Here is a 14326-nt window from a genome sequence, read left to right on the forward strand (position 1 = left end):
GGTATGGCACAGTTTGTTCCGATTGAGACATTGTTTAGGACATGTCAATCGAAGTTGAAAATAGTGTTGTACAAGTTATCTGCCATTTTCGCGTAGCCTACATCGTTCGGATGAACACCATCTGTCAATAAGCTGAAATCGTTATTAAGGATGTTGTAGTTATCGACCATCCTTACATTTTCAGAAATACCGACTTTCCGAATCTCATTCACCAACTGTGTGAAATAAGAATAAGAGTCAGCCCCGTAAACACCGGGGAATAAAATATCCACGTCGTGTCGAACATTCGTAGGTACTGCCAAAACGGGGATGGCATTGACATTTTTAATAAGTTTTATCATATTGGCAATGTCGTTAGCCGCTTCCTTGATTGTTGTTCTTTTGTTTTGATCTATCCGAGCGTTATTGATTCCGCAGGATATGAGGACAAGATGGTATTTATTCGGACGCGCGGACAACTCCACAATCAAATCACCTAATGCGCCCGGTGTGTTCCTTCCGCCAACTGCGATGTTGGTTACATTTAGTTCAGGCATGATTTCCTGCGCTTGCGTCTTAAACTTATTAGCCCAATCATTTCCGGGAGTTGAACCGGTCCCGAACGCGATGCTGTCGCCAACAACCAGCATTTCTGTGAAATTACTGCGTAACGCATTGTATACTTTTTCTTCAACACTGAAACCAGAAATCAACAAGTTTAAGCTACTTGCATAGTTGTTAGGTGTAACAAAAATGCCGCAAAGACCCAAATTGAAGGTTTTGTGTTTTGCGTCTGTGTTAGACATAACTACCTTACCGTTAATCCTTACCTTCACGGAGCTACCGACGAAGTCAACATTGATGCTAACAGGTGTATTGTTTTTTAGAATGACGTCGCCACCCGTCAGTGTAATCGTCTCGATCATCGTCCCTACCCCGTTAATAAATTGCCACAATACCACTTTATTGGAGAATCCACCAAGATTTCCAGAGTAAACCCCGACCATGAAATAGTCTTTGAAACTCGATCCTCTGAACATAATCCCTACCGCGCAAGCGTCTGCTGTAGAAACATTCGGATTTTCCCAAATCAAAGAAATTTTTCCGTCCTGAATTTTTTTGTTATACCATAACAAGTTTTTTGTGTTGGCTGGGTTCACTTTTAGTTTATTGTCATTTAAAAGCCATTCATTATTTTTTGCACCTGTGTCGTCAGTAGGGTGAAAATTTAAAAGGTCGCTGAAATTCTCGACGCTAAATTTTTTCTTGTATGGCGAAAAATAAGTAGCAAGTGTTTTTTTTGTCGCCTTATCCGCCAACTGCGATGTAATGCCCTCGAATAATTGTCGGTCAATCGGTGTCCCGAGCTGTACGACCTCGCTCGGATTCTCCATCCACGTCGGGATCATGTCAAACTGATCGGTCGTGCCCGCCACAGGGACACGTTTGAATCGGTTCGGGTGTTGCACGATATGGTCTTTGAATTCTTGGGTCATAGGCTCATCTCCTTCGTATCAATCTCAATCCGTGCATAGGTCGGTCTTCCTGGTCGCTGGACGATGACTGTCGGTCGGTTGAGTAACCGCACATCGTTCTCGTCATAGAAGCGCAACTGACTGATGCCCGTCGTGTTCGCGGGGATATTGACCCACAGATTTAGTTTTGTGCCAGACACGTCATTTTTGACGATGTCAGCGTTATATTCATTGCCGTCTTGTAGATAAGCCGCACGGGTGATGCGACCACTCATGTAGAGGGCGATGTCTTGCAGTAGTGTCGGTTCAAACATGTTCGGCATCTCATAACCCTCCTGGTGTCGTCATCATGCGATATTGATTCAGCATCGGTGCCCGCACCTCGTTTAAGATGAGGACGTGTTCGAGTGACAGGTTCGTCTTGATCTTGACGCGATAGAGCAAGTCGAGATAGGCGGGGATGATTTCGCGGAACGTCTTGTACAAGAGCCCCTCATCGATCGGCTTATCCTCGCCTAGTACGTCCACCTCAATCACGAACCCGTCCATGTTGCGAACAATCTCGACCGTCAGCCCCAGCCCGCCCGCCACGTTCTTCAAGTACGCCTCGTTGACGTTCTGTGACTTGCGTTTTGCCGCGAGGAGTCGTGCCCGTCGGTCATCCAAACTAAGCGTCTCGTCCTCAGGAAGCCCGTACTGCAACTCCATGAGGGCGATGCCCGCCTCGGTCGCTGATGCCACGAAGCGCTCGTTCGTGAGCGTCTCGTCGATCGTCTCCTCGATGCTTGCGATGAGGGACGCGTAAGAGACAAAGATGCTCTGCATGTCCTTGTTCTCACGCCAATACGGTGCCGACATATCCAAGAAGCGCTCGAACTTGTCAAGCGCCGTCTGTGTCAGTTCGCTCATAGTGTCACACTCCCTAAGACCGGCGCCTCTTTCGCCGCTGGCACGATGTTATTCAATCCGCTGTTCACGAGAAAGTCCGTCACATCGAGCACCCCATCCGTATCAAGCAGGATTTTGAGGAGTTCGGTGTAACGGACTGGATTGGCCGTAAAGACAACACTATTCAGATAAGCATTGACCTGTGTCTCATAAGCGGCGATGACCTCTGCCGCCTCATACCCTTCGATGACGCTCAGTGTGCCCGTGATGTCGATGAGGCGAGGCGTCGGCGCTTGGATGAGGTTCGTCGCAATGAGGGACGCCTTCTCGTCGATATGCGCCTGTGTCGCATCTAATACCGATACGTCCGGTTCGCCTGTCTTCGTCCAGATGAGGACGGTCACGCTTCCAGGTGACGGGTCGGTCGGGAACACCTTAGCGGCGCTGACCTGTTCAATCTCAAGCGCCCAGTTGACGTAGTCCTGACGATTGCCGCCACCTGAGACGTTTTGCAAACGCTGGAAGTAGCGACTCTTTAACTCGGTATCGCTTTCCGCATCGAGCCCACCTGTCATGGCGACTTCCTGACGGATCGTCACAAGGTTCTGAAACTCGCGGGGCAGTCGGGTCAAGGTGAACGCCGAGACGTTGTAGACGAGCCCGACTTCTTCCGCCGTGACGCTAACCGTCGTCTCCCCTGGAATCGGGTTGTCGGGGTCAGGCTGTTCGGCGGGCGGCGTGATGACCGCGTCCGTGTTGAGCGTGAAGCGCACGTCTGCCTCCGTCGAAATGACCGTGCCCGCAGGAACCGTGATGTCGACGTTGCTCTGTAACTTGATAGTGCCTGTCGCAAGTTGACCGGGCTTTCGGGCGATGCCGACCTCTTTGACGAGCTCATCCAAAAATTCACCCCATGAGGTGGACGGGATGGCAGCATACACCGAGTCGACGATCATGCGCTGGACGTCGGCAATCTCGTCCGCTCCCGGCTTCGTCGCATCCCAGACAGGCGAGCCTTCCTGTGTGTCCGTGTCCCCGTCATATTGTTTGGCTTGGTCGAGCATGCGCGCGTGGATGACCTCGGCGCTCTCGGCTTCAATCGAGATAAAACTAGTTGGCAATGGTGATGTCATCGACCGTGACCTCCTCTCCTGTGTCAATCGTGATGCGGATGCGTGCGGACAACGTATCGTCCTTCAAAGTGACCTCCTCGGCGGTGACCCCCTCGACCCCGACGACGGCAAGCGCCGCCTCGTTGCATAAGGCTTGCAGGTCCGCCCGTGCCGTCTCTGCATCAGGGTACACCTCGCCGAACATGGTCCAGATGAGGGAGCCGTAGCCCTCGTCGAGATTGTCCGAGCCGAAGGACGGGTACACCTCGACCTGACCGCGCGGGGTCAAGAGATACTTGATGACCCGCTCGGCTTTCGTACGGACGGGGTCGGCTTTGAACAGACGTCCGTTGCGCCAGTCGATGCCCCATGTGCGGGTGCCGTAGCCACTGACGAGCAGGGCATCCTCCGTCTCGGTGTCGACCACGCCGTCCAAGACCTCGTTTAATTCGTCTGTCGGAAACATGGCGTCCCTCCTTAGTAAAATAGCGCCGGGTTGACCGTGTTGAGCGCCAAACTCGGCGAATAGATATAATTGCCCTTATGAATCTCGAAATGAAGATGTGAGCCGGTCGAGTTGCCCGTGCTCCCCATCTTGCCGATGAGTTGCCCGATGCCGACCTCGTCACCGACTTTGACGTTGATCTCCGACAAGTGGGCGTAGACAGTGACCCATTTCTGGCCGTCCTTACCATCTGGGAAATGTGTAATCATAATATGTTTGCCGTAGCCACCCGAAAAGGCGGACTTGGCGACACGCCCCGCTGCCGCCGCACGAATCGGTGTACCGATGTCATTGGCGATGTCAATCCCGTTATGGAATGTGTAGCCGTATGCCCCGCTCGCCGGACCCCAGCTCTGCGAGACCCGTCCGTCTGTCGGTCGAATGAATATCTTTCCTTCCGCTCGTTCAGGAGCGTTCGGGTCAATCTCGCTTTCGGGGAGACTGCTTTTCGGCGTCTCAGGCACCTCGGGTTCTGGTAGATTGTCATTCAAGGCGAGTTTGAGGCGCATCGTGTGCCCGTTCGCCGTGATGGTATGACTATCCGCTTGGATGTACCACGTTCCGCCCGACACCTGATTGCCGCGAAGCTCGACCTTGCGACCGGACTGCCCGTTGACGTGACCGATCATCTCGACCGAGAGGCTTCTGTCCTCGCCGTATGAGTTGACGAGGCGTTGCGTCTGTTCCGCTAAATCTTTGGCGTTCTCCGCATCGAGGGTGATGACGTTTCGCATCGTCCCGAGCTTGTCACGGAGCGCCTTGTTCGATTGCTCGGCCTGTGGAACCTCTTCCTCTTTTGGTGGTGTGGAACTGTCCGTGTTATCAGTCGCTGGTAACGTACTCGTGAACGCACGGTCGGCGTCCATCCCGAACCCCCGATAGAGTTGTTCAATCGTATTGGCGTACCCGCTGTCGTTTTCACCCTGTGAAGGATGCCACCCGTTCCAAAGGTGTGCCATGTTCTTGCTCGTCGGCGCATAACTTTGATTTTTCATCACCGCATATTTCGGACCCTTCATGATTTCGCACGCCTTCTGCAAGTTGTATTCGGGGTCACGGAGTCGGTTCGCGTCGACCGCTAGCCCGACATTGCCAGGTGTGATCTGCGTGAGTCCGATACTGCCCGCCCCGTCACTCGAGATGGCATCAGGGTTTCCTGAAGACTCCATCATGACGATGAGTTTCAAGAGGAGCGGGTCTACGCCGTTCTTGTTGGCAACCTGATAGATAAGGGCATCCCAACGGTCCGTCGCTTTCAGACGCGACTTGAATCCGCTCTGGTACCCATTTGAGTCAGGACCTTTGTACTTGCTCGAGGCGATGCCGCCGAAACCACCAGGCGACTGTGCGACACCTGAGGATGCCACCTCTGCCGGACCTTTCGCGTAGAGGACGGTGTACACGTTCTGGGCGTCGTCCGTCTTGGTGATGTCGAGTGCGATGCCTGGGTCAACGATGAGTCCAGGAAGCCCGCCACGTTCGCGTAAGTCGAGCTTGTCGCCGTTCATGCGTAAGTAATAGCGCTTCCCCGTCTTGCGTCGTTCGAGCCCGAGCAACCCTTGTAGCATCGTCTGCATATCGACCGCCATATAGCCGATGTTGCCGTGACGTTTGGCAGTCGGTTTGATGTAGCCCGTCGGGACGCCCGCTCGTTTCGCAAAGTTCTGCACGATCTGTGAAAGGGTGAGCCCTTTGTCGCTCGGCGTCGTGCCAATCGGACGGACGAGCAGGTTCGCGGTGTTGCGTTCGAAATAATAGGCGTTGTCGTAGCAGGTGAGCGTGACCCCGCTTGTCGCCGAGTGCTCGACGTGAAAGACACGCCCATCAAACAACAACTTGCCGTCAGCGCTGACACGGATGCGCTCCCCGTTTTCGTACGGAACGCCCTGCTTGGCGACGATGGACAACTGACACGAGCGATACAGGCGGTCGAGCGTACCGTCAATCTTGATGACGGTGACGAGCTGTGTGACCGTGTACCGCTTCTTGTTCTTGCGGTGATAATAATGGACCGTGTAGCTCATCAGACGAGCCTCGCGATGACGTAGATGCGTCCTGTCGTCATGTCTTGTAACGCGAGACAACGTTGTCCGATGCTCACGCCGTTCGCCACGCTCTCCGTAAATCGAGCAAGTGCGGGTTCGCCCGCTAGGTCAGGACTGAACTCGAGCGGTGACGTTCTGGTGACGCTCCCCTCAAGGAGTCGCACGTCTTGGTTGAATCCTTGTTTTTTCATCGCTTGAATCAAATCATCTTGCCAACTCATGGGACTCCTCCTTTTATAGTGGGGTGACGCGTACTGACGGCAGTCCGCGCTCACGGAACACCATCGCATACGGTAAATCAGATGTAGCGCCCTCCGTCTCGTAGTTGAGCTCACGTAGATGAAAGAAGCCCGAGACACCTAACGCCCGAATTCGTACACGGACGGGGAACGTCGTGTTGAGCACCCGTTGCTCAAACCATTTGGCAAGTTCGACGGGATCATGTAAGACCGTCCGTTGGGTGAAGTCATAGTCCGAGTCGGACGTGAAGAAGCTCTCCAGCCGAATCTCACGCGGGTTCATCGCGCCTGGTGCCGTATAGGTACGTTGGGCGATAGTCGGGCGGTCATCGAATGAGCGGGTATAACTCACCTTGATCTGTTCAGGTGTGACAGGCAAGATGCGTGAATAACCCGCCTGTACCGTCTTCTTGACCGTCTTGTATTCGTAGGTCGTCACCCAGCGCCCGTTGACTTTCTTCGTCACCTTGACATTCTCGCGCACGATACGCGTCTCAGGACGGAAATAGGTGACTTCAACCTCCATTGTGCTGCGTGGCATTTACATCGCCCCCTTCAAGCGCAATTCATTGGCGATGGCTTTGCCGATGGCGTCGATGTCCGATTCTTGACGTACATGGAACGTGTTGCCTGTGACGAGCACTTGCCCGCCACCACGACCCGCCGCTTGTGCAGGGACGACTTGCTCCCCTTTATGCAACTCGGCGATATAGCCGTCATACGGGACGTACGAGAGACCGGCACGGTGTGAGCCACGAAGTCTGCCGTTTGTCTTAGCGTTTGGGTCGAATCCAAAGAAATCATTCGCCCATTTCTTCGTTCCATTCCACAAGTCTGGCATGTCAAGAAATGGCGCGACTTGTTTGAAGAACGGGCCGTAATCGCCACCACCCTCAAATTTGTATGTGTCTTTTCCAGTCAGAGCGCGAATCAATGGTTTTCCGCTCATGTTGTCAGATAACCATGATCCTGTTTTCTCCATGGCGTTGAATCCATTCGCGATAGCGTCTAACGTCTTCGCGACGCCTTCCATAGACTTCCCGAGATTGATGAAGGCACTCGTGAGTGAGGCATCATCTTCACCTGCGATCAAGTCGACGAGTTCTTTGCCCGCTCCCCACGCAGATTTCATCATTTCGGATGCTCCGTCCCACGTTTCTTTCGCCCATGTTTCAACATCTGACCATGATAGGTCGAGGTCTTCGACGTAAGATAAACTTCTCTGGAACATGTTGGCCAACCCATCGCCCATCCCTTCCACGAAACGAGCAACTTGCTGGCTTCCTAATGTCGCGTTCAATTGCTTGAGCGGGTCTTTTAATTTCGAAAGGATTCCTTCGCCGCTATCTGCAAAAATTTTGAGTGCGTTTGATTTGAACAACTCCCATTGCGCATACGCAGAGTCATTGACCTCAGCAACGTATTCTGCTGTATATCCCATCTTGTCGAGTGTTTTGTCGACTGCGTTCAAGTTCTGCTGCCAACTCGCGTCCGAACTGAACCCGCTCTCACGAAGTGTCTTTTTACTAATGTTGAATCGATCGGCAATGGATGCGATATCCCCACTCAGCGCTTCACGCATTGAAAACGAGGCACCTTCCATCCCTTCTAAAGGGTTTGAAGAAGCGAGGCGTTCGTTAATGTCCATCATCCGAGAGATTTCACTGAAGTCTTTCGTAACCGGAAGGAACGTCGTGGCAGCGGCCGCAAAATCTTTTTCTGCGAACATTGACGTCATCGCCTTATCTTGGACAAGACCGAACAGTTCTTTCCCTTTGCCTTTGTCCGCCAACAGGGCGCCCATCTGCATTTGGGAAAGCTCTTTGTTCATCGCACCACCAAGAACGGCTTCACCGAGTTTCCACGCCCCGAACGCCGCGCCCGCCCCTGCAATCATTGCTGGAAGGCTTGTTAAGGTGGAGACAATCCCTTTTAACCCTCCTCCGAGGACGCGCATCGCGCTTACCCCTTGGCTACCGAGGTTGTTAAACCCAGTGCCAATACCAGACAACGTCCGCTTCATTCGTTCCACCGCATCTGTCGTCTGTCGGGTCGAGCGACCAAGTTTATCTTGGTTCTTATCCATTTCGACCAAACGTTTCGACAGCCGATCCGATTCATTCCCTGTCTGTTGCATGGACGCTTTCATCGAACGGACGCCAGGAGTGACCTTGTCGTCGATGATAAAGCGTGCTGTATAATTTTTCTGACTCATCTACATCATCCTCCCAGCCATCCGTTTGCTCTCTTCTTCGAGTTGTAATGCGACGCTGATAAATGCGGCTTTCTTTTGACCCGACTCCCAATGCTCGACGACATGCGGGGGGATGCCGGTCAATCGGAAGATATGATGCAAAAAGAACCAATCATCGGGCGCTTCACCTTTTCGGAGCGGTTTCCCGTCCGCGGTGAGGCCCGCCATTAGTTTTTTACTTCAGCCGCTTCTTCCTTCGCCTCTTCTGGCTCGACGAATCCTAGCGCTTGCGCCAATGCGCGGTCGAGTCGTTTCTGTTCGCCATAACGATAGGCGAGGTTCACGAACTCTACGTCGTTCAAGATACCGAGCTCTTGTTTCAACTCAGGCGACAAGGCGCGTGAACCATCCTGTTCGTGCACACTCTCGATAAGCATCAAGGCGTCCAACAATTCTTGGTCGATGACCCCATCTTTTTTACATAGTTTTTGTAACTCTTCGAGCCGTTCTTTTGGAATCTCGTGCACGACAACGACCGTGTCCTCATCGAGCCGAACCTCCACTTTCAACACATCTTCCTTTCGTTTCAATAGACGTTCACGAACCGATAACTTTGCCATGTGGTTGCCTCCTCATAAGTAAAAGAGACGGGCTAGTGCCCGCCTCATGCGCGTGGTGTTTGGAATCCTTTGATCGATACATCTGCCGCGAAGAACGGTTGCGAGATTTTAACCTCGGTCCCGACTTCCCAGTTTGCGAGGTCCGCCGACTGGAAGACGATGCCGCTCGCCGTGACCGTACCGGCTTCCATCGTGTCCAAGTTACGCATCGAACCCGTCACCGAGATCAAGCGCTTCTTGCCATTGCCGAGGTACGAGAGTGCCGCCTGTTGGAGAGCCGCGTTATAAAGAAAACCGCCCATCTCACCAGACGCCTCACCGCCCGCGACCTTATGTTGTGTCAGTTTGACGCGTGGAATCCGCACCTTCTTGATGTCGTAGTCCACACGAAGGGTGAAGCGGTCGATATAGCCAGCGAACACGCCGTCGACATAAATCGCCATCTCATCCCCTACATACGTTTCATGACCGTTCCGCATTAGTTAGCACCTCCACTTGCGACGAATTCGAAGAAGAACTTCTCAGCCGCATCGATGAACTCACCTGACGTGAGCAGGTAGATCGACTCACCGACCGGCGGGAAGTCGGGGTGAATGATGGTCTCTGTGTCTTGCGACAGGACGCCCGCCCGTTTCAGGCGGTTGTTGAACTCTTCGATAGCAGCGAGAAGCACCGCTCGTCCGTCCGCATCGTTGTTGATTTTGCCGATAAAGCCCGACTCGACTGCATACGTGAGCGTCTCCTGGTACACGGCCGCATTGTAGGCGATACGCAATTTCCCTTTGTTGAAGCCTGTCGCGTCAGATGTGATAGCCCCTTCGAGCACCACATCGATGCCGTTGTGAATCGGTACCGCGATACCCTCCGTGTAGAAGTTCTCGCGCTGCGCTTTCGTGAGACGGCGTTCCACGTCCACGGCGAACGGGATGACCTGACGGGTGAGTGACCCTTCGCCAAGCCCTTTCGCGCCCTGTACGCCTGCGAGATACGCGGCGAGCTGACCGCCTGAATATTGGTCGCCTGAAGCGTCCGAGACGCCCAGACCCACGTGCATGATGTCCTCATGCTTCGCTGTCGAGTAGACGAGCTCAACCGCCGCATCGTCTGCGAGTCCCCACGCGTTGCCCGCAAACGCCACAAAGTGACGCCCATCGGCTTTCATCTGGGCGCGCCACACCTTGAGTGCGTCGACGTCCGCTTTCACGGCATCATAGCCGAGTGCGAAGCCGTCGAAATAATACGGTGAGAGTTGTTCGAGCGCGTCCTCGAGTGCCTCCGCGTCGTTTCGGACGTAGAGGATGAGCTTTGATGCACCGCCTTGTAGGGCGAGCTCGGCGTGCGCCTTGTTCGTGCCTAGCGTGTCGGCGATCTGTTTCGCTGTCGTTACCTCATGCACCGCACCGCGTTTCTCAGCGATGGATGAGTCGGCGACCATGGCGATGATGCCCCGTTCGCCCGGACGGATGACCCGCTCGGCGGCACGTTCTAAGAGTAAATACAGACCCGGCAAAATCGGGTCAGTGGTCTTGTCCCATGTCGGCATATCGTTGCCTCCTTTATGCTAATTCGTTGTTGATCTGTTGCATGAGCGGACCGCGTTCTTTGTCGATGTCCGCCCATTCGTGCCAGACGAGCGTGAGTACCGCCGCCTTGACGTTCGTGGGTCCACCTTCGACCATGCGGACGGACGCGTCCCGAATCTTGAGGAAGCTGTCCGTCTTGGTCGAGCCTTCGTAATGCGGCACCTTGTAGCCGTTGACGGCAAGCGCATCGATGACGCAAGAGGCGTCCCAGTGTGCCTTCTTGCGCGTCTCACGGTACAAGACGAGGGCACACACCGCCTCCCGCTTCGACTGACCCGAGGAGCCTGTGATGCGGTCGTACTGGATGGGTGTCACGTAGATGCTAGGTGTTACAAAGGCAAGTGGCACCTCGTCTTCGTACACCACTTTGTACTGTGGCTCACCCGAGCGGGCGTTGAGCGTCGTCTGAATGTAACGGATGAGGGAGCTTTGTCGTGGATTCATCAGCTAAACCCCTTTCGGATGGAGTCGTCGAATTTCTTTGGTAGATCCGCTTCGAGGATGCGTTCGGTGATACGGTACGCGTTGTCGAAGAAGTGCGTCGGTGGGACGAACGACTTGTTATTGACCGTCCAGTGCCCCTCATTGACGAATTTCGCGTAGGTCGTCACAGTGCCCGTTTCGATTGCCGTCTGCGTCCGCTCCCAGACGTTGTTGAAACCGCCTTTCTGAAACGAATTCAGCATCAAGCGCGTGTCGACGAGTTGTTGCCGCAATATCTCACGGCGCACCTCGGCTAAAAAGGTAAAGCCCATCGCATCGACGTACTCGTTCAGGTCGGTGCCGAAGTGACGGAGCACTTGGTCCATATCCTTGGCAAACTCGTCAAAGCCGTTCATAGGGCGATGTCCTGCGTCGCGAATACGCTCAAGTGATGGTCCTTCACGTTACGAGGCGTCCCAGCGACCAACTCCATGTCATCGATGACGAGGATGTCGTTCACCTGTATGTCCGCATCAATCGAGAACGTCACTTTCCAGTTCTCACGAAGGGTTTGATAACTCGTTGACTGGATGAGGTCGTGCGTTTTGCGGACCATGTAACACGGCACGTTAGTTGCAATCGTCCCGAGTGTCGTCTCGGTCACGGGGTTGCCGTAATCGTCGTAACTCGGTTCGAGCGGAATCTGCCGCTTGATGGTGCAACGGTCGGAAAGCATCGATAGGAGGCTCATAGGTAGCCCACCCCGAACGTCGTTACAACCTTCTCAGATGGTCTTGCTTCTTCGACGTACGCCTTCAGCAGATGCGTGACATCGGGAAACGGTGCATCTTTCCCGATTTTGTATTGATAGTCGTCAAGTTGTTCCGATTCATAGCCTTTCAGCATCGCCTCGGACGAGTTGTAGAGCGCATAATACTGGGCGAGCTTCATGCAGGCGACTCGTACCTTCTCAGGCACTACCTCGAACGTCGTGTTCGTGTATTCCTCGATGTAGGCTTCCGCCTCGAGGATGTCGTCTGTCAGTTGCTCATCGGTGCGGTTTTTCACCACAAGAAAAGAGGTCCTGTTACGGACCTCCGTTGGTGTGAGGATAGGCATTTACATCCCTCCTTGATCGAGCAAGATGGCGTCAATCAGCTCCGGTTTAGTCATGCTCGAACGGCCCGAGATGTCTCGTTCGACCGCAATCGCATAGACCTCGTCGCGCGTCATGCCCTCAAGCTCCTCACGTGTGTACGTTCGTGGCTCACTAGGCGCTGACGCCATCATCATGAGCGGCTCAGGGTGTGACAGTGTACTCGATGTAACCGAGCGCTTTTGGCTGCAAGATGACGAAGTCCACGCTCGAGAGCATGAAGTGATACGTCGCATCCTTCGCGATAGCGGCTGAGTCGTCACCGACCGACTTCAATTGAACGTCGTAACCAAAGACCGGCTTCAAGTTCGCAAGTGGCGTGTGCAAGATGACGTTTGACGGCATATGCTCGACGACTTCGATGCCGTACCCAGCAATCGCATCCAAACGACCATTGACGAACGCCACATCACCGACTTGTGTCTCACGAGCCTGTACAGCCGAGACGAGGTCAAGGTATGTCGCACGGTTCATGATGAACTTGAAGTCCATTGACACGTACTTGTCTTCGTAGTTCTTCGTGAACTGCGTCAAATCCGTGACGGTTGGGATAGCCGCGAAGTCAACTTTCTTGTTGACCGCTGTCGCTTCCGCTTTCTTCAAGAAGCCGTCTTTGATACCGAGGAACTCGTCAACAGAATCCACGTCACCGTTGAGGGCGAGGTCTTGGATGTCCGCTCCGAACTGTTGCTGAATGAGCGCGAGGAGGGCTTGACGCACGTTCTGGCCGCGCATTTGCGCCGTGTAGACAACGTTCGAGTTCGAAATCCACTCATCCCAGTAGACAGCAGTCAACGCGAACGGGATTCCGCGCTCGTTTTTCGAATCACGGCTTCCTGGTGTCGTTGCTGTTCCGAGATGCTCACGGATCTGACGTGATTTCACGCCGAGCTCGTCGAGTTGTCCTGTCGCAGACATCGCAAAGTGTGGCACGAGTTTCGAGAGGAACGAAGATGAACCGACAGCGTCCGTCATGAATGCACGGGCGTCATCCGCTGGCAAGCGAACATCGTTCGATTTCTTGATAGTGGCTAATTGTTTGATAAGGTCAGTGTTTGTTGGCATGTTTGGTCACCTCTTCTTATGAGTTCCAGTGACGGAGGTAGTCTGGCTCCCCGTCTTTCTGGACGTGTGTTGGCTCTGGCGTGTTTCCGGCAGGCTTCGCTTTCTCAATTGCTTCTAAGCGCGCTGTGACAGGCTCGAGCGCTTTGGCAATCGCATCTGCGATGACCGCTGCGTCGTCTTTTGGCTCTGGGTCAGCAGGCGGGTCTTGTTTCGGCTCGTCTCCCTTTTCGAGGTCTTCGAGTCGCTTGGCAATCGGTGCGAGCGCTTCGTCGAGCGCTTTTTTTAAATCTTCTGGTTTCATGTCGTCATCCAATCCTTTCGTGATCGTGGTGCCTCCCGTGATGGCGAGGATGGTCTGGTTAAAATCGTTGGCCGCCTCCGTGATGCGGTTCGTATCTGGCGTGTTGTTCCAAAACTCGTCATAGACGATGTCTTCGAGCATAGAAAAAGCAGAGCGCATGTCGCGGCTCTGCTGAGTCTCGGTGAAGCGGGTCGACAACTCTCCTTTAAGAAGGTTGGCAAACACTGTCTTCGCCTGTTTCCAGATGGTTTTCGGTTCGGATTTGGCAATCTCTTCGACTTCGGCTGTCCCAGCGAGTGAGTATCCGGTGAAGTCACCTTTTTGAATGGCTTCCCACATGGTGTCGGTCGCTTTGGTGACGAGCACCCAGCTACCTTTTGCGATGGTCTCGCCTTCGACGACCATGTCCACCGGAGCGATGTAACTTTGCACCACCGTGCCCGCTTCCGTCGAAAAGTCGTGCTGCATGTCGATGTTGCGATAGTGTTCCATGAAGCCGTGTGCCGCCTTCTCAATCTCCTCAGCGGTCATGTAGTCGTCATGTGCGTCCGGTACGTCCGGTTCATACACGACGCCATACACGAGCTTCTGCGGGTCATCCTGCTTCGTGATGACCTTGACGTCTGTCTCGAACGTTGGCGCCTCGTCCGAACTCTTCATAAGGAAGAACTTCTTCTGGTTCGCGCCCTTGTTCACGTAGGAGACGTGTGTGACTGTGGCATTCGTGAGCAATCGTGGCAT

At 53.9% G+C, this 14326-nt stretch carries 20 protein-coding genes; all 20 read right to left on the reverse strand.

Going from position 1 to position 14326, the window contains the following annotated elements:
• Window positions 1-44: 44 nt before the first annotated feature.
• The 20 genes from KNO87_RS08835 to KNO87_RS08930 all read right to left on the reverse strand — a co-directional run bounded on the left by KNO87_RS08835 (window position 45) and on the right by KNO87_RS08930 (window position 14326).
• Window positions 45-1475: an SGNH/GDSL hydrolase family protein gene (locus tag KNO87_RS08835; RefSeq protein ID WP_214795136.1), complete on the reverse strand. Its 1431-nt coding sequence runs from the start codon at window positions 1473-1475 to the stop codon at window positions 45-47.
• On the reverse strand, window positions 1472-1777 hold the full coding sequence (locus KNO87_RS08840; protein ID WP_214795138.1) for a hypothetical protein: 306 nt from the start codon (window positions 1775-1777) through the stop codon (window positions 1472-1474). The genes KNO87_RS08835 and KNO87_RS08840 overlap by 4 nt, the downstream gene beginning before the upstream one ends.
• A gap of 1 nt (window position 1778) precedes the next feature.
• A complete protein-coding gene (locus KNO87_RS08845; RefSeq protein ID WP_214795140.1) occupies window positions 1779-2363 on the reverse strand; it encodes a putative phage tail protein in 585 nt (194 codons plus the stop codon).
• Window positions 2360-3475, reverse strand: coding sequence for a baseplate J/gp47 family protein (locus tag KNO87_RS08850; RefSeq protein WP_214795142.1), 1116 nt, complete (start codon window positions 3473-3475; stop codon window positions 2360-2362). Before KNO87_RS08850 ends, KNO87_RS08845 begins: the two co-directional genes overlap by 4 nt.
• The gene (locus tag KNO87_RS08855; RefSeq protein ID WP_214795144.1) at window positions 3453-3920 is read right to left on the reverse strand and encodes a hypothetical protein; all 468 of its coding nucleotides are present in this window, start codon (window positions 3918-3920) and stop codon (window positions 3453-3455) included. The genes KNO87_RS08850 and KNO87_RS08855 overlap by 23 nt, the downstream gene beginning before the upstream one ends.
• A gap of 11 nt (window positions 3921-3931) precedes the next feature.
• Window positions 3932-5983, reverse strand: coding sequence for a M23 family metallopeptidase (locus KNO87_RS08860; RefSeq protein ID WP_214795146.1), 2052 nt, complete (start codon window positions 5981-5983; stop codon window positions 3932-3934).
• Window positions 5983-6225, reverse strand: coding sequence for a hypothetical protein (locus KNO87_RS08865; protein WP_214783218.1), 243 nt, complete (start codon window positions 6223-6225; stop codon window positions 5983-5985). Before KNO87_RS08865 ends, KNO87_RS08860 begins: the two co-directional genes overlap by 1 nt.
• A 13-nt stretch (window positions 6226-6238) precedes the next feature.
• The gene (locus tag KNO87_RS08870; RefSeq protein ID WP_214795148.1) at window positions 6239-6784 is read right to left on the reverse strand and encodes a hypothetical protein; all 546 of its coding nucleotides are present in this window, start codon (window positions 6782-6784) and stop codon (window positions 6239-6241) included.
• A complete protein-coding gene (locus KNO87_RS08875) occupies window positions 6785-8458 on the reverse strand; it encodes a hypothetical protein (protein ID WP_214795150.1) in 1674 nt (557 codons plus the stop codon).
• Complete coding sequence (locus KNO87_RS08880) at window positions 8459-8665, reverse strand: hypothetical protein (RefSeq protein WP_214795152.1); 207 nt, start codon at window positions 8663-8665, stop codon at window positions 8459-8461.
• Complete coding sequence (locus tag KNO87_RS08885; protein ID WP_214795154.1) at window positions 8665-9057, reverse strand: hypothetical protein; 393 nt, start codon at window positions 9055-9057, stop codon at window positions 8665-8667. The genes KNO87_RS08880 and KNO87_RS08885 overlap by 1 nt, the downstream gene beginning before the upstream one ends.
• A 44-nt stretch (window positions 9058-9101) precedes the next feature.
• Window positions 9102-9536 (reverse strand): phage tail tube protein, encoded by a 435-nt coding sequence (locus KNO87_RS08890; RefSeq protein WP_214795157.1) that lies wholly within the window; start codon window positions 9534-9536, stop codon window positions 9102-9104.
• Window positions 9536-10600, reverse strand: coding sequence for a phage tail sheath subtilisin-like domain-containing protein (locus KNO87_RS08895; protein ID WP_214795159.1), 1065 nt, complete (start codon window positions 10598-10600; stop codon window positions 9536-9538). The genes KNO87_RS08890 and KNO87_RS08895 overlap by 1 nt, the downstream gene beginning before the upstream one ends.
• 13 nt (window positions 10601-10613) lie before the next feature.
• A complete protein-coding gene (locus tag KNO87_RS08900; protein ID WP_214795161.1) occupies window positions 10614-11084 on the reverse strand; it encodes a hypothetical protein in 471 nt (156 codons plus the stop codon).
• Entirely contained in the window at window positions 11084-11479 is a 396-nt protein-coding gene (locus KNO87_RS08905; protein ID WP_214795163.1) for a hypothetical protein, read from the reverse strand. Before KNO87_RS08905 ends, KNO87_RS08900 begins: the two co-directional genes overlap by 1 nt.
• Window positions 11476-11814 (reverse strand): DUF3599 family protein, encoded by a 339-nt coding sequence (locus KNO87_RS08910; protein WP_214795165.1) that lies wholly within the window; start codon window positions 11812-11814, stop codon window positions 11476-11478. The genes KNO87_RS08905 and KNO87_RS08910 overlap by 4 nt, the downstream gene beginning before the upstream one ends.
• Complete coding sequence (gene yqbG, locus KNO87_RS08915) at window positions 11811-12182, reverse strand: protein YqbG (protein WP_214795167.1); 372 nt, start codon at window positions 12180-12182, stop codon at window positions 11811-11813. Before yqbG ends, KNO87_RS08910 begins: the two co-directional genes overlap by 4 nt.
• On the reverse strand, window positions 12183-12296 hold the full coding sequence (locus KNO87_RS08920; protein WP_214795169.1) for a Rho termination factor N-terminal domain-containing protein: 114 nt from the start codon (window positions 12294-12296) through the stop codon (window positions 12183-12185).
• Between the two features lie 67 nt (window positions 12297-12363).
• Complete coding sequence (locus KNO87_RS08925; RefSeq protein WP_214795172.1) at window positions 12364-13284, reverse strand: phage major capsid family protein; 921 nt, start codon at window positions 13282-13284, stop codon at window positions 12364-12366.
• A gap of 16 nt (window positions 13285-13300) precedes the next feature.
• Entirely contained in the window at window positions 13301-14326 is a 1026-nt protein-coding gene (locus KNO87_RS08930; protein ID WP_214795174.1) for an XkdF-like putative serine protease domain-containing protein, read from the reverse strand.

This window comes from Exiguobacterium sp. s34 (genome assembly GCF_018617435.1).
GTDB lineage: Bacteria > Bacillota > Bacilli > Exiguobacteriales > Exiguobacteriaceae > Exiguobacterium > Exiguobacterium aestuarii.